The 19,753-nt window shown below is 71.7% G+C and carries 19 protein-coding genes; 10 read left to right on the top strand and 9 right to left on the bottom strand.

Features of this window, described 5'->3' with window-relative positions:
- Window positions 1–70 precede the first annotated feature (70 nt).
- The gene (locus tag ACIGXE_RS20925) at window positions 71–1,672 is read left to right on the top strand and encodes an alpha/beta hydrolase (protein ID WP_399749448.1); all 1,602 of its coding nucleotides are present in this window, start codon (window positions 71–73) and stop codon (window positions 1,670–1,672) included.
- A gap of 87 nt (window positions 1,673–1,759) precedes the next feature.
- Entirely contained in the window at window positions 1,760–2,179 is a 420-nt protein-coding gene (locus ACIGXE_RS20920; protein ID WP_399749446.1) for a RidA family protein, read from the top strand.
- On the opposite strand, the gene ACIGXE_RS20915 is transcribed toward ACIGXE_RS20920, so the two are convergent.
- From ACIGXE_RS20915 to ACIGXE_RS20890, 6 genes are all read right to left on the bottom strand, one after another.
- The gene (locus ACIGXE_RS20915) at window positions 2,176–2,877 is read right to left on the bottom strand and encodes a DUF6230 family protein (RefSeq protein ID WP_399749444.1); all 702 of its coding nucleotides are present in this window, start codon (window positions 2,875–2,877) and stop codon (window positions 2,176–2,178) included. The genes ACIGXE_RS20920 and ACIGXE_RS20915 overlap by 4 nt on opposite strands.
- Window positions 2,874–3,479, bottom strand: coding sequence for a hypothetical protein (locus ACIGXE_RS20910; protein WP_399749442.1), 606 nt, complete (start codon window positions 3,477–3,479; stop codon window positions 2,874–2,876). Before ACIGXE_RS20910 ends, ACIGXE_RS20915 begins: the two co-directional genes overlap by 4 nt.
- A complete protein-coding gene (locus tag ACIGXE_RS20905) occupies window positions 3,476–3,898 on the bottom strand; it encodes a DUF6114 domain-containing protein (RefSeq protein ID WP_399749440.1) in 423 nt (140 codons plus the stop codon). Before ACIGXE_RS20905 ends, ACIGXE_RS20910 begins: the two co-directional genes overlap by 4 nt.
- Entirely contained in the window at window positions 3,892–4,671 is a 780-nt protein-coding gene (locus tag ACIGXE_RS20900) for a DUF6230 family protein (protein WP_399749439.1), read from the bottom strand. The genes ACIGXE_RS20905 and ACIGXE_RS20900 overlap by 7 nt, the downstream gene beginning before the upstream one ends.
- Window positions 4,668–5,201 (bottom strand): DUF6114 domain-containing protein, encoded by a 534-nt coding sequence (locus ACIGXE_RS20895; protein ID WP_399749437.1) that lies wholly within the window; start codon window positions 5,199–5,201, stop codon window positions 4,668–4,670. The genes ACIGXE_RS20900 and ACIGXE_RS20895 overlap by 4 nt, the downstream gene beginning before the upstream one ends.
- 336 nt (window positions 5,202–5,537) lie before the next feature.
- Window positions 5,538–6,263 (bottom strand): DUF6230 family protein, encoded by a 726-nt coding sequence (locus ACIGXE_RS20890; protein WP_399749435.1) that lies wholly within the window; start codon window positions 6,261–6,263, stop codon window positions 5,538–5,540.
- 166 nt (window positions 6,264–6,429) lie between these two features.
- Between ACIGXE_RS20890 and ACIGXE_RS20885 the strand changes: the two genes are divergently transcribed.
- On the top strand, window positions 6,430–7,032 hold the full coding sequence (locus tag ACIGXE_RS20885) for a TetR family transcriptional regulator (RefSeq protein WP_399749433.1): 603 nt from the start codon (window positions 6,430–6,432) through the stop codon (window positions 7,030–7,032).
- 9 nt (window positions 7,033–7,041) lie between these two features.
- Here ACIGXE_RS20885 and lepB read toward each other — a convergent pair whose 3' ends face one another.
- The 3 genes from lepB to ACIGXE_RS20870 form a co-directional block, all read right to left on the bottom strand.
- The gene (lepB, locus tag ACIGXE_RS20880) at window positions 7,042–7,650 is read right to left on the bottom strand and encodes a signal peptidase I (RefSeq protein WP_399749431.1); all 609 of its coding nucleotides are present in this window, start codon (window positions 7,648–7,650) and stop codon (window positions 7,042–7,044) included.
- A 501-nt stretch (window positions 7,651–8,151) separates the two neighbouring features.
- Window positions 8,152–9,228, bottom strand: coding sequence for an AraC family transcriptional regulator (locus tag ACIGXE_RS20875; RefSeq protein WP_399749429.1), 1,077 nt, complete (start codon window positions 9,226–9,228; stop codon window positions 8,152–8,154).
- A 225-nt stretch (window positions 9,229–9,453) separates the two neighbouring features.
- Window positions 9,454–10,050, bottom strand: coding sequence for a HEAT repeat domain-containing protein (locus ACIGXE_RS20870; protein WP_399749427.1), 597 nt, complete (start codon window positions 10,048–10,050; stop codon window positions 9,454–9,456).
- Window positions 10,051–10,354: 304 nt separating this feature from the next.
- On the opposite strand from ACIGXE_RS20870, the gene ACIGXE_RS20865 reads away from it, so the two are divergent.
- The 7 genes from ACIGXE_RS20865 to ACIGXE_RS20835 all read left to right on the top strand — a co-directional run bounded on the left by ACIGXE_RS20865 (window position 10,355) and on the right by ACIGXE_RS20835 (window position 19,600).
- Window positions 10,355–12,136: a 3-hydroxyacyl-CoA dehydrogenase family protein gene (locus ACIGXE_RS20865; protein WP_399749425.1), complete on the top strand. Its 1,782-nt coding sequence runs from the start codon at window positions 10,355–10,357 to the stop codon at window positions 12,134–12,136.
- A gap of 124 nt (window positions 12,137–12,260) precedes the next feature.
- Window positions 12,261–13,097: a TetR family transcriptional regulator gene (locus ACIGXE_RS20860; protein WP_399749423.1), complete on the top strand. Its 837-nt coding sequence runs from the start codon at window positions 12,261–12,263 to the stop codon at window positions 13,095–13,097.
- A 432-nt stretch (window positions 13,098–13,529) separates the two neighbouring features.
- A complete protein-coding gene (gene ccrA, locus ACIGXE_RS20855; protein WP_399749421.1) occupies window positions 13,530–14,867 on the top strand; it encodes a crotonyl-CoA carboxylase/reductase in 1,338 nt (445 codons plus the stop codon).
- Window positions 14,868–14,881: 14 nt separating this feature from the next.
- Window positions 14,882–16,909 carry a protein meaA gene (locus tag ACIGXE_RS20850; protein WP_399749419.1) on the top strand — a complete coding sequence of 676 codons (2,028 nt, stop codon included), beginning with the start codon at window positions 14,882–14,884 and terminating at the stop codon, window positions 16,907–16,909.
- A complete protein-coding gene (locus ACIGXE_RS20845) occupies window positions 16,906–17,874 on the top strand; it encodes an HpcH/HpaI aldolase/citrate lyase family protein (RefSeq protein WP_399749417.1) in 969 nt (322 codons plus the stop codon). The genes ACIGXE_RS20850 and ACIGXE_RS20845 overlap by 4 nt, the downstream gene beginning before the upstream one ends.
- A gap of 5 nt (window positions 17,875–17,879) precedes the next feature.
- Entirely contained in the window at window positions 17,880–18,392 is a 513-nt protein-coding gene (locus ACIGXE_RS20840) for a MaoC family dehydratase (RefSeq protein ID WP_128981445.1), read from the top strand.
- Window positions 18,393–18,394: 2 nt separating this feature from the next.
- A complete protein-coding gene (locus ACIGXE_RS20835; RefSeq protein WP_365345121.1) occupies window positions 18,395–19,600 on the top strand; it encodes an acyl-CoA dehydrogenase family protein in 1,206 nt (401 codons plus the stop codon).
- Window positions 19,601–19,753: the final 153 nt, after the last annotated feature.

Here is a 19,753-nt window from a genome sequence, read left to right as displayed (position 1 = left end):
ACCTACGCCGAACGGGTCATCTCCGGGCCGGAACGGTCCCACCGAGCCCGGTTCTGGGCACGGACGCCGTATGAGAAAACGCGCAGGAATGCTGATCGCCGCTGGGGCGCTGGCCGCCGGGACGGTCACCGTCCTGCCCGCGCCCACGTCCGCCTCCGCCGCGAACGGGCACGCACCGAGCCCCCGTCCCGTCGCCCCGGTCGCCTGGACCGACTGCGCCACCAAGGCGTATCCGAAGCTCCAGTGCGCCACCCTGAAGGTGCCGCTCGACCACGACAACCCCGCCGGCCGGATGATCAGCCTGGCCCTGACCCGGGTCCCCCACACCGCGACGACCTCCCAGGGCCCGCTTCTGGTCAACCCCGGGGGCCCCGGGGGCAGTGGCCGCGGGTTGGCCGGATACGTGGCGGCCTCGCTGCCCGCGAAGGTGGCCGCGCAGTACGACGTGATCGGCTTCGACCCGCGCGGCGTGGGCAAGAGCGAGCCCGCCCTGAACTGCCGCCCCGGCCACTTCGCTCCCGTGCGGCCGGACTCCGTTCCGGTCGGCGCCGAGGACGAGCGGGCCGGTGTCGAGCGCGCCCAGACCTTCGCCAAGGCCTGCGGCGAGAAGTACGGCGACGTGCTGCCCTACATCGACACCGTCTCCACCGCCCGGGACCTGGACGCCATCCGCGCCGCGCTCGGCGCGCCGAAGCTCAACTACCTCGGCTACTCGTACGGCACCTACCTCGGCGCGGTGTACGCCCGGCTCTACCCGCAGCGGGTGCGCCGCATGGCGCTCGACTCCGTCGTCAACCCGCACGGCGTCTGGTACGAGGACAACATCGCGCAGGACTTCGCCTTCGACACCCGTCACAAGGACTTCACCGCCTGGGTGGCCCGCAACGACGCCACCTACCGGCTCGGCACCGACCCGGCGGCGGTCGAGGCGGCCTGGTACCGGATGCGCGAGGCGCTGCGGACGACTCCCGCGGGCGGCAAGGTCGGTCCGGGCGAGCTGGAGGACACCTTCCTGCCGGGCGGCTACTACAACGGCTACTGGCCGCGGCTGGCGGCGGCGTTCGCCGCGTACGTCAAGGACAAGGACGCGGCACCGCTCGTGAAGGCCTACGAGGACTACGGCGCGGCGGACGCCACCGCCGAGAACGGCTACTCGGTCTACACGAGCGTCCAGTGCCGGGACGCGGCCTGGCCGCGGGACTGGAACGTCTGGCGCAGCGACAACTGGGACGTGCACGCCAAGGCGCCGTTCTCCACCTGGAACAACGCCTGGTACAACGCGCCGTGCGCGTTCTGGCCGGTCGACTCGCGGACCGCGCCGGACGTCGGCAACGACGAGCTGCCGCCGGTGCTGATCCTCCAGGCCACCGAGGACGCGGCCACCCCGTTCGAGGGCGGGGTCGCCCTGCACCGGATGGTGAGCGGCTCCAGCCTGGTCGTCGAGGACGGCGGCGGCAACCACGGCGTGTCGCTGGCCGGCAACGCCTGCGTGGACCAGCACCTCGCCGCCTACCTCTCCACCGGCACGGTGCCCCGCGGGGCGAAGGGCGCGGAGGCGGACGCCGTCTGCGAGACGCTCCCCGAGCCGGCTCCCGCCAAGGCCACCTCGACCCGCGGCGCCGCCCGGGACGCCGGGACCACGCTGCACGGGATGCTCGGCCACGTGCGCTGAGGCCGCCAGGTCACGCGCGCAGAGAGTTGTCCACAGGTTGGCCGGGGGCGGGCCGGAGTGTCGGTGGCGTGCGTCAGGATGTCACCCATGAGCACGCACCTGACCCATGTGTCCGCCCCCGAGGGCCTCGCCCCCAGCCCGCAGTACAGCCATGTCGTGTGGGGCACCGGCCGGTTCGTGGCCGTGTCCGGGCAGCTGGCCCTCGACTCCGAGGGCGCGGTCGTCGGCGCCGGCGACGCGGCCGCCCAGGCCCGCCAGGTCTTCGCGAACATCGGCCGCTGCCTGGCCGCCGCCGGCGCGGACTTCGCGGACGTCGTGAAGCTGACGTACTTCGTGACGGACATGGCGCACATGCCCGCGATCCGCGCGGCCCGCGACACCGCCTTCGGCTCGCTCCCGCTGCCGGCCAGCTCGGCGGTCCAGGTGTCCGCGCTGGTGCGGCCCGAATTCTGTATCGAGATAGAGGCGTTCGCGCTGGTGCGCGAGATAGCCGGGACGGTGTCCTAGGGGGTGCCCGGCGTGCCTGTGGGAGCGGCCGGCTTCGGGCAGGTGACCGTGCCTCGCTTCACCGCGAGGCTCAGCTTGGGGGTGGTGAGGAGTCCGGGGATCTGCATGTCCTGGGCGGTTCCGGTGATCGAGTCGAACTTGGCGTAGCGCGCCTGGATGCCGAAGCGGTGCTGGGGGCTGTCGAGCGGGTTGACCACGTAGGCGCCCGTGTCGTCCTTGACGGTCCTCACGTCGGCTCCGTTGACGTTCAGGTCGACGATGCCGTCCATGTCGAGCTCGCCGGTCGCGTTCCTGAGGTCGAGCACGGTGTTCCTGGTGCGGATCTCCCAGGTGCCCGGGTCGGTGTCGCCGAGGGTCAGGAGCAGGGTGTAGGTGACGCCGGCGATCTGCTGCGGCCGGCTCAGGCAGAGTCCGTTGATGACGCCGTCGGCGAAGCCCATGCGCAGCACGCGCAGCGGGCCGGTGGTGCCGTCGGCCCTGACGACCGTCTGGTCGACGACGGCCGCGCCGTACTGCGTGCCGTACAGGCTGCTGGTGGTGAAGTCGACGGGCCGGTCCTGGATGCGCAGGTCGAGGGCGAGCGCTCCCTTCGTCATGGCGCCCGCGAGGGCGCCGGCCGCCAGCAGGGCGGGCAGGGCGACGGCGAGCGAGCGGCGCCAGTGGGTGCGGCCCTCGTCCGGGGCCGGTCCGGCGGTCATGGGCTGGTCACCGTGATCGTGCCGGGCAGGTGGACGGGGTTGTCGGTGGAGTCGAGGGCGGCGTGGTCGTCGGTGGTGCGGATCGCGTAGATGGTGCCCTGGAAGTGGGTGGCGCCCGAGGTGAGGGGGATCAGCTGGCCGAAGAAGTCGAGCAGGGCCTGCACATGGCAGGCGATCAGCAGGACGCAGATGTTGTCGATCGTGCCCCACATCACGGTGGTCTCGGCCTTGCCCGCGCTGTCGTAGCCGCCGAGCTGCCCCTCGTCCGGGACGTCGATGGTCAGGGTGTGGCCGTTCGCCCGCTGGGTCACGGCCATGTGGTCGCGGATCCTGAGCTTGGTGAAGGTGTACTTGTTCGTCCGCACCTCGGTGCCGTCGGACAGCCGGATGGTGACGTCCTTCTCCACGGTCAGGGAGACCGCGAGCAGGCTGTCGATCCTCACCTGCAGCGGATCCGGCGACGGGAGGAACGGCACCCCCAGCGGGGTGACCGCCGCCGCGGCCCGCGGTGCGGCGAGGCCGGTCCGGCTCGGTACGACGGCGGTGGCGACGGCGACGAGGAGGACGGCGACGACGGCGAGCGCACGGTGCCGGGCCCTCACGGTGCCTCCTGGGGTGCGACGGGCGTCCGCCGGGTGGCGCGGCGCGGGCGTTTGGGGCCCCAGCCCACCAGCATCGAGGCGCCGAGCACCCCGCATGCCATACCGGCCAGGAAGCCGCCCAGGTTGGACACGACGAGCGAGACGATCGCGAGGACGGCGCCGATGAGACCGAAGGTGTAGCGCTGCCGGGGCGCGGCGATCGGGATGAGCCCGCACAGGATCATGCCGCCGCCGGTGAGATATCCGGCCACTCCCCCGAAGCCGGTGGCCACGATCAGCTGCACCGAGCTGAGGGAGAACTTGAGCACGGTCCAGCCCCCGACGACCAGCCACAGCCCGCCCCAGAACGGCCTGGTGCGCCGGAAGGCCCGGAACCAGCGGTGGGCGGCGCCCGCGTGGGCGCGTACGGCGCTCAGCATGTCGTCGCCGTTCCGCCGACGATCCGGATGTCGAGCTGGGGCAGCACGAGGGCGCCCGCGATCTCGGCGTCGTACGCGGTGGCGTTGAGGCCGTGCAGGTTGACGGAGCTGCCGCCGGGGCCGCCGGCCGAGCCGAGACCGAAGCCGCCGGGAACGGCTCCGGTGAGCGGTTTGCCGTCGACGAGGACCTGGTCGGCGGACTGGCCGATCACCGCGTTCTGCAGGGTGGTGGGGCCGTAGGACCGCAGCTCGGTGGCCTGGATGAAGAGGTTCGACGCGTCGATGTCGGTGGTGTAGGCGGCGGGCGGAGTGGCGGTCACCTTCTGGCCGGCGGTGAGGAGGAGGGAGTACGGCAGGCCGGCGATCGACTGGTGGACGATGCCGCACAGTCCGGCGAGTCCCGCCTGGGCGAAGCCGACCCGGGCCATGCCCGTGGTCGCGGTGCTGGTGCCGTCGGCCTGGCCGACGGGCGGGGTGTTCACGACGGCGCCGAAGCCGGTGCCGGAGACGCCGTTGGACGTGAGGGTGAACGGCTGTCCGGTGACGCTGAAGTTGGCGGCGAGCGCGCCTTGGGCCAGGGCCGCGCCGAGGGCGCCGATCGCGAGCACCGAGGGGACGAAGGCGAGCGCGCCGCGGCCCCATCGGGTACCGCGCCGAGTGCCGTCGGCGGCCTCGGCGAGCATCGCCGCGTTCCACTCCGTACCGGCCCGGACGAGGAGCCGGGCGGCGCTGCGGGGGCCGGGCAGCTTGCCGGAGCGCGGGAGGAGACTCACGCGGCCACGCTCCCTTCCGGCGTCCGGGGTCCACGCCCGGAGCGCCCAGTCCGCCCAGCGCGCCCGGCGCCTCCGCGGACCGGTCGGCGCAGGCGCCGGGCGGGCTTCTCGGGAAGCCAGGAGAAGGCCATGGAGCCGCCGAGCACGGCGAGGAACATGCCGACGAAGAGGCCGCCTAGGTTCGACAGCGGGAACGAGGCGACGCCGGCGATCACGGCGACGACGCCCGCGGTGTGCCGCTGACCGGGCAGCAGCAGGATCAGCAGGGCCAGGGCCATCAGGACGACCCCGCCGGCCATGCCGGCGATGCCGCCGACGCCGATCTGGAGGATCTTGCCGAGGGGGGCCATCGGCAGGAAGAAGATGACGAAGCCGCCGAGGCCGGTCCACAGCGCGGCCCAGAAGGGCCGGGTGCGCCGCCAGCGCCGGAAGGCGAGCCGGACGCGCCGAAGGGAGCCGCCGCCTCCGAGCGGCGCCGACGCGAGTGCGGGGGCGGGTACGGGCACGGGCTCGGGGGCGGGTGCGGGCACGGGCTCGGGTACCTGTGCGGGTGCCGCCACCGGCTCGGGTACCGGTGCGGGTGCCGCCACCGGCTCGGGTGCGGGTGCCGGCGTCGCGGCGTGCGCCGGTGCGCCTGCGGGCTCCGGTGCGGCTAGCCGTGCTGATCCGGGCGCGGGTGCTGGTGCGGCTATCCGTGCTGATGCGGGTGTGCGTGCGGGTGCGGGTGCTGGTGCGGCGGCGTCTGCGGCCGCGGCGTCGCTTGCCGGGTCATGCGTCATGAGGGCCTCGCAGCAGGGCGGTTGGGGGCGGCGTTCGGGTGGTCCGGGGCGCCGTGTCCCGTGCGGCGCCCCGGACCGGTGAGGGGCTCAGCAGCCGGTGTTGCCGTGGGCGATGTCGATGGCGAGGTTCGGCAGCGTGATGGCGCCGGCGATGGTCGCGCCGTTGGCGTCCGCCTTCAGGCTCTCGATGGTGGTCCGGCCGCCGGTCGCGTCGAGGCCGAACTGGCCCGCGGTTCCGTCGTTGATGCCGGCGCCCTTGATCCCGTTGCCGTCGGCGGCGGCACCGATCACGTTGGGCGTGGTGTCGCTCGCGTTGAGGGTGGCCTTGGAGGCCTTGAGGGCCTGGGCGTCCAGGATCAGCTTCCGCGCCTGGAGACCCTCGCCCGCCGCCAGCTGGTCCGGGGTGAGCGGAGTCGCCGCGGCCGGTGAGGAGATGTTGAGCGACCAGGTCCCGAGACTGCCGACGACGGGCAGGTTGACCGACTGGGTGGCGTGCACGCACAGCCCGTCGAGGCCGGCCTGGGCGATGCCGACCTCGGCGGCGCCCTTCGCGCCGCCCGCGTCGATGGTGTGCATGACGGCGCCGATGCCGGTGGGGGCGGCGACCGTCCTGGAGCTGAGGGTGAAGGGGACGCTGGTCAGCGAGAGGTTCGCGGCCAGGGCGCCCTGGACCATGGCCGTCGCCATTCCGGCGACGGCCGCGCCGGCCGGGAGGGCCAGGAAGAGGGATCTGCGCCAGCGGGTGACGCCTCTGGTGTCCCTGCCGGAGCCGACGGCTCCGAGCTCCTCGGACTCTCTGATCTCTTCGTTCACGTGCCTTCTCCAACCGTCGTCCCGCGCTCGGCGCGGGTGGGGATGCGGGGATGCGTCACGGCCGTGACAGTGAGTGGCCACTTGTTCGAGAATTGGACACTATTAGAGAATGTGTCAACGGTCTGGACAGAGAAGCCGGAAAATTCGTCTCCACTAGGCTTGGGCGATGGCCAGGTTCAGGGAGACGGTGCGCACGCTGCTGCGCGAGCGCCTGTTGGACGCCGCGTACGAACTCGTCGCGGACCGCGGGTTCGACAAGCTCCGGATGGCGCACATCGCGAGCGCCGTGGGCGTGAGCCGGCAGACGCTGTACTCGGAGTTCTCCTCCCGGGAGGCCGTCGGTGAGGCGCTGTTCCAGCGCGAGCTGGAGCGCTGCCTGGTCGGCATCCAGGCGGCGCTCGACGAACACCGCGACGACCTGCGCGAGGCCGTGGCGGCGGCGGCGGACTTCACGCTCACGCTCGCCGCCCGCAACCCGCTGGTGAAGGCGATGCTCACCAGCAGCCGGGACGACGGGCTGCTCCCCTATCTGACGACCCGGTCCCAAGCGGCCTTCGCCACGGCGACGGCGATGGCCGACGCGTACGTGGCCGAGGCCTGGCCGGCCGTCGACCCGGTCGCGCGCGACCTCGCGGTCGACACCGCCGTGCGCCTGACGGCCAGCCACATCGTCCAGGCGGCCGGCTCGCCGCAGGAGTCGGCCCGGCGCATCGCGGACACCTTCCTGCGGATCGCCCTGAGCACGGGGAAGGAGCGCCTCACGGCGTGAGGCGCGAGCTCAGGGCCCCGGCCCCGGGCTCTCCTCCAGGACCGGGCGGTCGCCGAGCTCCCGGGAGACCGGCAGCGGGCTGCCCCGCAGCCCCACCCGCCCCTCGACCCGGGCGATCTCGCCCCAGCCGTAGGCGCGGGAGTCGTCGGACAGGTCGGGGTTGTCGCCCAGGTAGAAGAAGCGGCCGTCCGGGACGGTCCGCAGCACGGCCCGGACCGAACGGGTGCCGTCGGCGGCGCAGCAGTTGCCGGTACGCCGCGCCTGCGCCGCCCACTGACCGGCCGTCACCCGGCGGACCGGGCCGCGGCCGCCCTCCTGGAGGAGCACCTGGAAGGGGTCCTCGGCGGTGGACACGATGGCGATCCGGTCGCCGGGCAGTCCGATCACGCGTTTCACGAGCAGGGCGTTCTGGTGCCGCGAGCGGAGCAGCACGACGTCGAACCGGCGCACTTCCCCGGCCGAGCCGGGGACGGCGAACAGCCGCTCGCCGTCATGGAGGGTGGGCGCCATGCTCGACCCCTCGACCTTCACGCTCAGCGCCGTCAGGGCGACGGTCGCGAGGAGACAGAGAACCGCGAGCCCGCCGAGAGCGGCGAGGACCGCCCGGCGCGCGTTCATCTTCGAGGGCCCGGCGGCCGGCAGGCACGAGGTGCGCGGTCCGGCGCCCGGGTGGCACCGGGCCGGCGGTCCGGCGGCCGGCGGGCACCGGGCGCGCGGTCCGGCGGCCGGCAGGCACGAGGCGCGCGGTCCGGCGCCCGGGTGGCACCGGGCCGGCGGTCCGGCGGCCGGCGGGCACCGGGCGCGCGGTCCGGCGGCCGGCAGGCACGAGGCGCGCGGTCCGGCGCCCGGGTGGCACCCGGCCGGCGGTCCGGCGGCCGGCGGGCACCGGGCGCGCGGTCCGGCGGCCGGCGGGCACCGGGCAGGGGCATCGATTCCATGGCGGGGACGGTAGGCCGGGCGGCGGGCCTCCGCCGTGACCGTACCGCTCACTCCGCGGACCGCGAGCCCCCGGCCCGCGACGCCGGCGAGCCCCGCCCGGCCCAGGCCCCCGAGCGCGCCCCACCCACCCCGCCGGCCTCCCGCCCAGCCCCCGCGCCCAGTCCCCAAGCGCGCCCCCGCTCACCCCCTCGGCGCCCCCCGCTGATAAGCCCGCGGCGTCGAGCCGGTCCAGCGTCTGAACGCGCGGTGGAAGGCGCTGGGTTCGGAGAAGCCGAGGTTCCGCGAGAGGCCCTCGATGGAGAGGGAGCCGCGGGTGAGCGCCGCGATGGCGTGGTCGCGCCGCACCTGGTCGCGGAGCCGCCGGTACGAGGTGCCCTCGGCGGCCAGTCGTCGGCGCAGGGTCTGCGGGCTGACGGCGAGGCGGTGCGCGACCTCCTCGGGCGACGGCACGGGCCCGGCCGGCAGGGCTGCGGCGATCAGCCGGCGTACCCGGGTCGTGGCCGTGCCGGGGTCGTCGCGGCAGACCAGGACGTCGAGGGTGACGCGGCGCAGCAGCGCGTGGAGGGCCGCGGCGTCGCGGCGTACCGGCGCGTCCAGGTCGGCGCGGCCGAAGACGACGGCGGTCCGGGGGGCGCCGAAGACGCAGGGGACCCGGAAGAGGAGCGCGTACTCGCGGGCGTGCGGGGGCTCGGGGTAGCCGAACTCGACCCGGCGCAGGCCGAGCCGGCGGCCGATGAGCCAGCCGGCGAAGCGCTGGGCGACGACGACGGTGGTCTCGGCGCCGAAGCGGACGGGGTCGTCGTAGCCGGACACGTCGAACTCCACGCGCGCCTCGTCGTCGGCGAACTCCCCACCCGCCCCTTCCGCCTCCTCCTCCGCCGCGGGTTCGACGAGCCGGAAGCGCGGGCCGGCCGGGAAGAGCCCGTAGAAGGCCTGGCCACGGTGGAGGCCCTCGCGCAGGTCGCGGCTGCCGCGCACGACGAGGTCGGCCATGGTGGCGAAGGTGCCGAACCTGCTGGGCGCCTCGCCGAAGCCGATGAGCTCGTCGTCGAGCGTGCGCCAGAGGGTGCCGACGAGCCGCCCGAAGCACCGGGCGGGCACGCGCGCCGGCAGCTCGGCCGGCAGGCCCGCCCGGGCGAGCAGCGGTTCGGGGGCGATGCCGTGGCGTGCGGCGCCGAGCAGGGCGGCGCGGACGTGATGGGAACTGACCGACAGGGTGGTCGGCGCAGGCGGCACGGGCGGGCTCGCTGGGGGCATGTCACGCCTCCGCTGGACAGGAACACGAGGAGTGGACGGTAGCCCGACACTGTAATAAAGACTGTCAACAACGGAAGGCGCCCGCCTCCCAACGGGACGTACATCACAGCGACTTGGGCATCAGCCGCGCCGCACCCCGCTTTCAAGCCCGGCCCGCCACCTCCCCCTGGGACCGTCGGCGTTCCCCTCGGGCGCGCGAACATTTCCCTCAAGCCACCCGCGCCCTCACAAAGCGAGCCGCCCCAGCGCCTCCCGGGCCGCGCCCCCCAGCCTCGGGTGCGGCAGGGCCGCCTCCAGGACCTCGCGGGCGTCCGGGTCGCCGAGCGCGCCGAGTCCCTCGACGCAGGCGAGGCCGACCCGCCAGTGCGGGTCGGCGGGGGCGAGCCGGCGCCGGAGGACGGCGACGAGGACGGGGACACTCTCCGGGGCGCGCAGGGCGGCGAGGAGACGGACCGGCAGCAGTGCGTAGGCGACGCGGAGTTCGTTGGTGGCGAGCGCGGCGGCGGCGCGGGCGGTGCGCGGGTCGCCGAGTCGGGTGAGGGCGTGGGCGGCGGAGACGCAGCGCTCGGGGTCGCGGTGGTTGAGGAAGAGGACGAGGGCCTCGAAGGCGCGCGGGTCGCCGGCGAGGCCGAGTCGGAAGGCGGCGATCTCCCGGGCCCAGAGCGGCTGCCCGGGAGCGGTGAGGACGTGGTGGAGTTCCTCCGCGCCGAGCGGCCCCGCGAGTTCCTCGAATGCCGCCGGGACCTCTCCGCGGTCATTCTCGATCTCTTCTCGCAAACGATCGATCATCGAGCAGAATTCGGGATCCTCGGCGAAATTCATATTCCGCAGCCTATCCGCGACCCAGATCACATTGTTCTCAACTTCCCGGGACTGGCGCGCTCGTTACCGGGCAGTTAATCTCAGGTGAGCGGGCCACCCCCCGCACTTCCCCTCGACGGCCTGGTGACGCAGCCGTCCTGGGACCACCCCATACCGCAGGTGTGGGGAGTTCGTTCGGTTCGGCAGTTTTCGACGTGACTCCGGGACAGAGTCCGTCGCCCTTTTCCCCGCACTCGGGGCGCACCGCGCTTCCTCTTTTCGCGCACTGCCTTCAGTCGTCACTTCTTCTCCCAGGAGTCCCCTGATGGACACCCCTCTCTCCACCATCGCCGTCGTCGGTCTCGGCACCATGGGCACGGGCATCGCCGACGTGCTCGCCCGGGCCGGCCGCGAGGTCATCGGCATCGACATCAGCGAGACCGCGGCCGCCAAGGCGGTCGCCGCCCTGGAGGCCTCCACCGCCCGCGCGGTCGCCCGTGAGCGCATCACCGACGAGGAGCGGCAGGACGTCCTCGCCCGCTTCCGTACCTACTCCGACCTCCAGGCGGCCGCCGACGCCGACCTCGTGATCGAGGTCGTGCCGGAGTCGTACGAGACGAAGCAGGAGGTCTTCCGGGCCCTGGACGGCATCGTCCGCCCCGACGCGATCCTCGCCACCGGCACCAACGCGCTCTCGGTCACCCGGCTCGCCGCCGACTCGGCCCACCCCGAGCGCGTGCTCGGCCTGCACTTCTTCACGCCGGTCCAGGCCATGAAGCTGGTCGAGGTCGTCTCCTCGGTGCTGACCTCCCCGCAGGCGGTGGACGCCGTCACCCGGCTCGCGCAGGAGCTCGGCAAGGAGCCCGTCGCGGTCGGCGACCGCCCCGGCTTCGTGGCCGACGGACTGCTCTTCGGCTACCTCAACCAGGCCGCCGCCATGTACGAGGCCAAGTACGCCTCCCGCGAGGACATCGACGCCGCCATGCGGCTCGGCTGCGGCCTGCCGATGGGCCCGCTGGCGCTGCTCGACCTGATCGGCATCGACACCGCCCGTACCGTCCTGGACGCGATGTACGCCTCCTCGCGGGACCGGCTGCACGCCCCGGCCCCGATCCTCAAGCAGCTCAGCGAGGCGGGTCTGACCGGCCGTAAGTCGGGCCGCGGCTTCTACACGTACGAGACCCCGGGCTCCGGCACCGTGGTCCGTGACGCGCTCACCCCGCTGGAGACGGCCGCCGCCGGCGAGGGCCGCGAGGTCCGCTCGGTCGGCGTCGCCGGTTCGGGCACCATGGCCTCGGGCATCGCCGAGGTCTTCGCCAAGGCCGGTTACGAGGTCGTGCTCGCCGCCCGCTCGCAGGAGAAGGCCGACACCGCCAAGGCCCGCATCGCCAAGTCCCTGGGCCGTTCCGTGGACAAGGGCCGGATGACCGGCGAGGCGCGCGACGAGACGCTGGCCCGGATCGTCCCGGCCGGCTCGCTGGACGCCTTCGCCGAGGTCGACCTGGCGGTCGAGGCGGTCGCCGAGGACCTGGAGATCAAGCAGGACCTGTTCGCCCGCCTGGACAAGATCTGCAAGCCGGGCGCGGTGCTCGCCACCACGACCTCCTCGCTGCCGGTCGTCGCCTGCGCCCGGGCCACCTCGCGCCCGCAGGACGTCATCGGCATGCACTTCTTCAACCCGGCGCCCGCGATGAAGCTGGTGGAGATCGTCCGTACGGTCCTGACCGCCGACGACGTCCACGCGACGGTCCGCGAGGTCACCGCGAAGATCAAGAAGCACGGCGTGGACTGCGGCGACCGGGCCGGCTTCATCGTCAACGCGCTGCTCTTCCCGTACCTGAACAACGCGATCAAGATGGTCCAGGAGCACTACGCCACCCTGGACGACATCGACGCCGCGATGAAGCTGGGCGGCGGCTACCCCATGGGGCCGTTCGAGCTCCTGGACGTGGTCGGCCTGGACGTCTCGCTGGCCATCGAGAAGGTGCTGCACCGCGAGTTCCGCGACCCGGGCCTCGCCCCGGCGCCGCTCCTGGAGCACCTGGTGGCCGCGGGCTGCCTGGGCCGCAAGACGGGGCGCGGCTTCCGCGAATATGCCCGTCGCTGAGGCACACGGCGAGCCGTACGGGGGGTGGGGAGGGCTGCTCAGGCCGTCGGGCACCGTCGGTGCCGGGCCGGGCTCCCCTCCCCCACCTGGGCACACTCCCGCTCCGATGCAGTACGTTCGGGACATGTCCAAGGCCGCGAAGACACCCCGTGCCACGTCCACGTCCGACTCCCCGGAGAGCGCGGCGGGGACCCGTGCCGCCGCCCAGCGGCTGAAAATGCGCCGGGAGCTGGCCGCCGCGGCCATGGAGCTCTTCGCGACCAAGGGGTACGAGGCCACGACGGTCGACGAGATCGCGGCGGCGGCCGGGGTGGCCCGCCGGACCTTCTTCCGGCACTTCCGCTCCAAGGAAGAGGCGATCTTCCCCGACCACGACGACACCCTGGTGCGGGCGGAGGCGGTGCTGAACGCCGCCCCGCCGCACGAGCATCCGCTCGACACGGTGTGCCGGGGCATCAAGGAAGTCATGAAGATGTACGCGGGCTCCCCGGCGGTCTCCGTCGAGCGGTACCGCCTGACCCGCGAGGTACCGACGCTGCGGGAGCGCGAGATCGCCTCGGTGGCCCGCTACGAGCGCCTCTTCACCCGCTATCTGCTCGGCCACTTCGACGAGCGCGACCACCACGACGGCAACGACGACCCGCTGCTGGCCGAGGTGGCCGCCTCCGCGGTCGTCACCGCCCACAACCACGTCCTGCGCCGCTGGCTGCGCGCGGGCGGTCAGGGCGACGTGGAGGCCCAGCTGGACCACGCCTTCGCGATCGTGCGCGAGACCTTCGGCACGGGCATAGGCGCCCGGCCGGCCGCTCCCGGCTCCCCCGTGGCCGCCGCGGAGCCGGAGGCCCCAACCGCCGCCGCCACCGCCTCCACGACGGGCGACGTGGTGGTCGCGGTCGCCCGGACGGACGCTCCGCTGGACGAGGTCATGCGGACGATCCAGCAGGCGCTGCAGAAGGGCTGAGACGCGCGCCACGAGCACTCCACGACGAGGGCCGCCCCCGGATTCCGGGGGCGGCCCTCGTCGTTCCGGGGCCGACCGCTGCCGCATCCGCCCAGTTCAGGGGCATTTTCGATCGATCATCGCTCATGCGTGAGCAGCAGATTGCATCTGAGTGAAATTGTTGGCACGCAGTGCCTTGTCAGGTGACACGGCGTGCCATACGTTGATGTTGTCCGGGCGGCCGGCGCGCAGAGATCACCTCGTGCGCCGGCTGTCCCCACCAGCGATCCCGCGAGTGCGCCCGGACGCCTGCGTCACAGGCACCTCCCGCGCCCCACCCGGCGCCGCCACAGCACCACCCGCGCCGAACCGACGGCACACCTCCACAGCACCAAAACCCCGACGTAACCCTCAGTGCGTCCCCCGTGGGCGCCGCACCGCCGGAGGCATCCCGTGAAGGACATCCTGGACGCGATCCAGTCGCCCGACTCCACCTCGGCCGACTTCGCCAACATCAAGCTCCCCGAGTCGTACCGCGCCGTGACCGTCCACAAGGACGAGGCGGAGATGTTCGCCGGCGTCGACAGCCGCGACAAGGACCCGCGCAAGTCGCTTCACCTGGACGACGTCGCGCTCCCCGAGCTCGGCCCGGGCGAGGCGCTGGTCGCCGTCATGGCCTCCTCCGTGAACTACAACTCGGTGTGGACCTCGATCTTCGAGCCCGTGTCGACCTTCGGCTTCCTGGAGCGCTACGGCCGCCTCTCCGAGCTCACCAAGCGCCACGACCTGCCGTACCACGTCATCGGCTCCGACCTCGCGGGCGTCGTCCTGCGCACGGGCCCGGGCGTCAACTCCTGGAAGCCCGGCGACGAGGTCGTCGCGCACTGCCTGAGCGTCGAGCTGGAGTCCTCGGACGGCCACAACGACACGATGCTCGACCCGGAGCAGCGCATCTGGGGCTTCGAGACCAACTTCGGCGGCCTCGCCGAGGTCGCCCTGGTCAAGTCCAACCAGCTGATGCCGAAGCCCGACCACCTGACCTGGGAGGAGGCGGCGTCCCCGGGCCTCGTGAACTCCACCGCGTACCGCCAGCTGGTCTCCCGCAACGGCGCCGGCATGAAGCAGGGCGACAACGTCCTGATCTGGGGCGCGAGCGGCGGCCTCGGCTCCTACGCCACCCAGTTCGCGCTGGCCGGCGGCGCCAACCCGATCTGTGTCGTCTCCTCCCCCGAGAAGGCCGACATCTGCCGGTCCATGGGCGCCGAGGCGGTCATCGACCGCAACGCCGAGGGCTACAAGTTCTGGAAGGACGAGAACACCCAGGACCCGCGCGAGTGGAAGCGCTTCGGCTCCAAGATCCGCGAGCTGACCGGCGGCGAGGACATCGACATCGTCTTCGAGCACCCGGGCCGCGAGACCTTCGGCGCCTCGGTCTACGTCACCCGCAAGGGCGGCACCATCACCACCTGCGCCTCGACCTCGGGCTACATGCACCAGTACGACAACCGCTACCTGTGGATGTCGCTGAAGCGCATCATCGGCTCCCACTTCGCCAACTACCGCGAGGCGTGGGAGGCCAACCGCCTGATCGCCAAGGGCAAGATCCACCCGACGCTCTCCAAGGTCTACTCCCTGGAGGAGACCGGCCAGGCCGCCTACGACGTGCACCGCAACCTGCACCAGGGCAAGGTCGGCGTGCTGGCCCTCGCCCCGGAGGAGGGCCTCGGCGTCCGCAACCCGGAGATGCGCGCCAAGCACATCGACGCCATCAACCGCTTCCGTAACATCTGACCCCGGGACCACAGATGACAGAGCGTCAGAAGGACCGGCCGTGGCTCATGCGGACGTACGCCGGTCACTCCACCGCCGAGGCGTCGAACGAGCTCTACCGGCGGAACCTCGCCAAGGGCCAGACCGGCCTCTCGGTCGCGTTCGACCTGCCCACGCAGACCGGCTACGACCCCGACCACATCCTCGCCCGCGGCGAGGTCGGCAGGGTCGGGGTGCCCGTCTCGCACCTCGGTGACATGCGGCGGCTGTTCCAGGACATCCCCCTGGAGCAGATGAACACCTCCATGACCATCAACGCCACCGCCATGTGGCTGCTGGCGCTCTACCAGGTGGTCGCCGAGGAGCAGGGCGCGGACATCACCAAGCTCCAGGGCACCACCCAGAACGACATCGTGAAGGAGTACCTGTCGCGCGGGACGCACGTCTTCCCGCCCGGCCCCTCGCTCCGCCTCACGACGGACATGATCGCGTACACGGTCAACCACATCCCGAAGTGGAACCCGATCAACATCTGCAGCTACCACCTGCAGGAGGCGGGGGCCACTCCGGTCCAGGAGATCGCCTACGCGATGTCCACCGCGATCGCCGTCCTCGACGCCGTCCGCGACTCGGGGCAGGTCCCCGAGGAGCGGTTCGGCGAGGTCGTCGCCCGGATCTCGTTCTTCGTGAACGCCGGCGTCCGCTTCATCGAGGAGATGTGCAAGATGCGCGCCTTCGGCCGCATCTGGGACACCATCACCCGCAAGCGCTACGGCATCGAGGACGCCAAGCAGCGCCGCTTCCGGTACGGCGTGCAGGTCAACTCGCTCGGTCTGACCGAGGCCCAGCCGGAGAACAACGTCCAGCGGATCGTCCTGGAGATGCTGGCCGTCACGCTGTCGAAGGACGCACGCGCACGTGCCGTGCAGCTCCCGGCCTGGAACGAGGCGCTCGGCCTGCCGCGCCCCTGGGACCAGCAGTGGTCGCTGCGCATCCAGCAGGTCCTCGCGCACGAGTCCGACCTTCTGGAGTACGAGGACATCTTCGCCGGCTCGCACGTCATCGAGGCCAAGGTGGAGGCCCTGGTCACCGAGTGCCTGGCGGAGATCGAGCGGATCCAGGAGATGGGCGGCGCCATGGCGGCCGTCGAGTCCGGCTACCTGAAGGCGCAGCTGGTCTCCTCGCACGCCGAGCGGCGCGCCCGGATCGAGTCCGGCGAGGAGAAGATCGTCGGCGTCAACATCTTCGAGACGACCGAGCCGAACCCGCTCACCGCCGACCTGGACACCGCGATCCAGACGGTCGACCCGGCCGTCGAGGCCCGGGTCGTGTCCGCCCTGCGCACCTGGCGGGACACCCGCTACCAGCCGCCGTTCAACCACCCGCGGCCCTGCAAGGCCCTGGAGCGGCTGAAGGAGGCCGCCAAGGGCACCGGCAACCTCATGGAGGCCACCCTGGAGTGCGCCCGCGCGGGCGTCACGACCGGCGAGTGGGCCGGGGCGCTGCGCGAGGTCTTCGGCGAGTTCCGCGCCCCGACCGGAGTCTCCTCCGCCCCTGTGGCCGTCCCGGCCGAGGAGGGCTCCCCGCTGGCCGAGGTGCGCCGCAAGGTGGACCGTACGGCCCAGGACATGGGCGTCGGCAAGCTGCGCTTCCTGGTCGGCAAGCCCGGCCTGGACGGGCACTCCAACGGCGCCGAGCAGATCGCCGTACGGGCCCGCGACGCCGGCTTCGAGGTGGTCTACCAGGGCATCCGGCTGACGCCGGAGCAGATCGTGGACGCGGCCCTGGAGGAGGACGTGCACGCCGTGGGCCTGTCGATCCTCTCCGGATCGCACGCCCAGCTCGTGCCGGACGTCCTCGACCGCCTGAAGGTGGCCGGCGCGGCCGACATCCCGGTCGTCGTCGGCGGGATCATCCCGAACGCCGACGCCGAGGAGCTCAAGGCGGCGGGTGTGGCCGCCGTCTTCACCCCGAAGGACTTCGGTATCACCGGGATCATCGGCCGTATCGTCGACGAGATCCGGAAAGCGAACAAGCTCGACCCCCTGGAGGTTCCCGCATGACCAGCACGCCCGTGAACCGGCTGCGCCCCCGCCGCTCCTGCCTCGCGGTGCCCGGCTCCAACCCGCGCTTCCTGGAGAAGGCCCAGGGCCTCGCCGCCGACCAGGTCTTCCTGGACCTGGAGGACGCGTGCGCGCCGCTGGCCAAGCCGGAGGCCCGGCACACCATCGTGAAGTTCCTCAACGAGGGCGACTGGACCGGCAAGACGCGTGTGGTCCGGGTCAACGACTGGACGACCCACTGGACGTACCGTGACGTCGTCACCGTCGTCGAGGGCGCCGGCCAGAACCTCGACTGCATCATGCTGCCGAAGGTGCAGAGCGCCGAGCAGATCGTCGCGCTCGACCTGCTGCTCACGCAGATCGAGAAGACCATGGGCTTCGAGGTCGGCAAGATCGGCATCGAGGCGCAGATCGAGAACGCGCAGGGCCTGAACAACGTCAACGCGATCGCGCAGGCCTCCCAGCGCGTCGAGACGATCATCTTCGGCCCGGCCGACTTCATGGCCTCGATCAACATGAAGTCGCTGGTCGTGGGCGAGCAGCCGCCCGGCTACCCGGCGGACGCGTACCACCACATCCTGATGAGCATCCTGATGGCCGCCCGCGCCAACAACCTCCAGGCGATCGACGGCCCCTACCTCCAGATCCGCAACCAGGAGGGCTACAAGGCGGTCGCCCAGCGGGCCGCCGCCCTGGGCTTCGACGGCAAGTGGGTGCTGCACCCGGACCAGGTCGCCGCCGCGAACGAGATCTTCTCGCCCTCGCAGGAGGACTTCGACCACGCCGAGCTGATCCTGGACGCGTACGACTACTACACGTCCGAGGCCGGCGGGAAGAAGGGCTCCGCGATGCTCGGCGACGAGATGATCGACGAGGCCTCCCGCAAGATGGCCCTGGTCATCTCCGGCAAGGGCCGGGCCGCGGGCATGCAGCGCACCAGCAAGTTCGAGATCCCGGAGGCCTGAGTACGATGCAGTTCGGCCGCACCTACGAAGAGTTCGAGATCGGCGCCGTCTACAAGCACTGGCCCGGGAAGACGGTCACCGAGTACGACGACCACCTCTTCTGTCTGCTGACGATGAACCACCATCCGCTGCACATGGATGTGAATTACGCGGAGAACACGACGGACTTCAAGAAGAACGTCGTCGTCGGCAACTACATCTACTCGCTGCTGCTCGGCATGTCCGTGCCGGACGTCTCCGGCAAGGCCATCGCCAACCTGGAGATCGAGTCGCTGCGGCACGTGGCGCCGACCTTCCACGGCGACACCATCTACGGCGAGACCACCGTCCTCGACAAGACGCCGTCGAAGTCGAAGAGCGACCGCGGCATCGTCTACGTCGAGACCAAGGGCTACAAGCAGGACGGCACCCTGGTGTGCGTCTTCCGCCGCAAGGTGATGGTCCCGACCGCCGAGTACATCGACGCGCGCGGCGGCGAGCAGCCCGGCCGCCCGGAGCTGAAGGAACAGGGGAAGTAGTCATGGCGCGACTCGCCCAGACCCACGGTCTGACCGACGTCCAGCAGGAGATCCTCGCCACGGTCCGGGACTTCGTCGACAAGGAGATCATCCCGGTCGCCACGGAGCTCGAGCACCGTGACGAGTACCCGCAGCAGATCGTGGACGGGCTCAAGGAGCTCGGCGTCTTCGGTCTGATGATCCCCGAGGAGTACGGGGGCCTGGGTGAGTCGCTGCTCACCTACGCGCTGTGCGTGGAGGAGATCGCGCGCGGCTGGATGTCGGTGTCCGGCATCATCAACACGCACTTCATCGTGGCGTACATGCTGAAGCAGCACGGCACCCAGGAGCAGAAGGACTACTTCCTTCCGCGGATGGCGGCCGGCGAGACGCGTGGCGCGTTCTCGATGTCGGAGCCGGGCCTCGGCTCGGACGTGTCGGCGATCACGTCGAAGGCGGTCAAGGACGGCGACGAGTACGTCCTCAACGGCCAGAAGATGTGGCTGACGAACGGTGGCACGTCAACGCTGGTCGCGGTTCTCGTCCGAAGTGACGAAGGACACCCCGAGGGGACCGCCCCGCACAAGTCGATGACGACGTTCCTCGTCGAGAAGGAGCCCGGCTTCGGAGAGGTCCGCCCCGGCCTCACCATCCCCGGCAAGATCGACAAGATGGGCTACAAGGGCGTCGACACGACCGAGCTCATCATGGACGGACTGCGCATTCCGGCCAATCGGGTCCTGGGCGGGGTCACCGGCCGAGGGTTTTACCAAATGATGGACGGCGTCGAGGTCGGGCGCGTCAACGTGGCGGCCCGTGGTTGCGGCGTCGCGCAGCGTGCTTTCGAGCTGGGCGTCCAGTATGCCCAGCAGCGTCACACTTTCGGAAAGCCGATCGCCCAGCACCAGGCGATTCAGTTCAAGCTGGCCGAGATGGCTACCAAGGTCGAGGCCGCCCATGCCATGATGGTGAACGCAGCACGCAAAAAGGACTCCGGGGAACGAAACGACCTCGAAGCGGGGATGGCGAAGTACCTCGCCTCCGAATACTGCAAGGAGGTCGTCGAGGATGCCTTCCGCATTCACGGCGGTTACGGGTTCTCCAAGGAGTACGAGATCGAGCGCCTCTACCGCGAGGCGCCGATGCTGCTCATCGGTGAAGGTACCGCCGAGATCCAGAAAATGATCATCGGTCGTCGGCTGCTCGAGGAGTACCGGTTCCAGGGTTGATTGTCGGATATGGGTCGGTTTGGCCGCGAAGAAGATCACACCCTGTGTTCGTCTTCCGGCCGCCGACTCGGCTTCTGGCTTGCCCAGTTGCGGCCCGCAACCGATAGCATCGCCCGAAAGCCGCCGTCCCCCGTTGCCAGCGCGGCATCATCC

The sequence above is a fragment of the Streptomyces sp. NPDC053431 genome, assembly GCF_044544925.1.
In the GTDB taxonomy this organism is placed as follows: Bacteria; Actinomycetota; Actinomycetes; order Streptomycetales; family Streptomycetaceae; genus Streptomyces.
The sequence above is the reverse complement of the archived record's forward strand: the minus strand, read 5'-3'. Positions and strand labels throughout refer to the sequence as shown.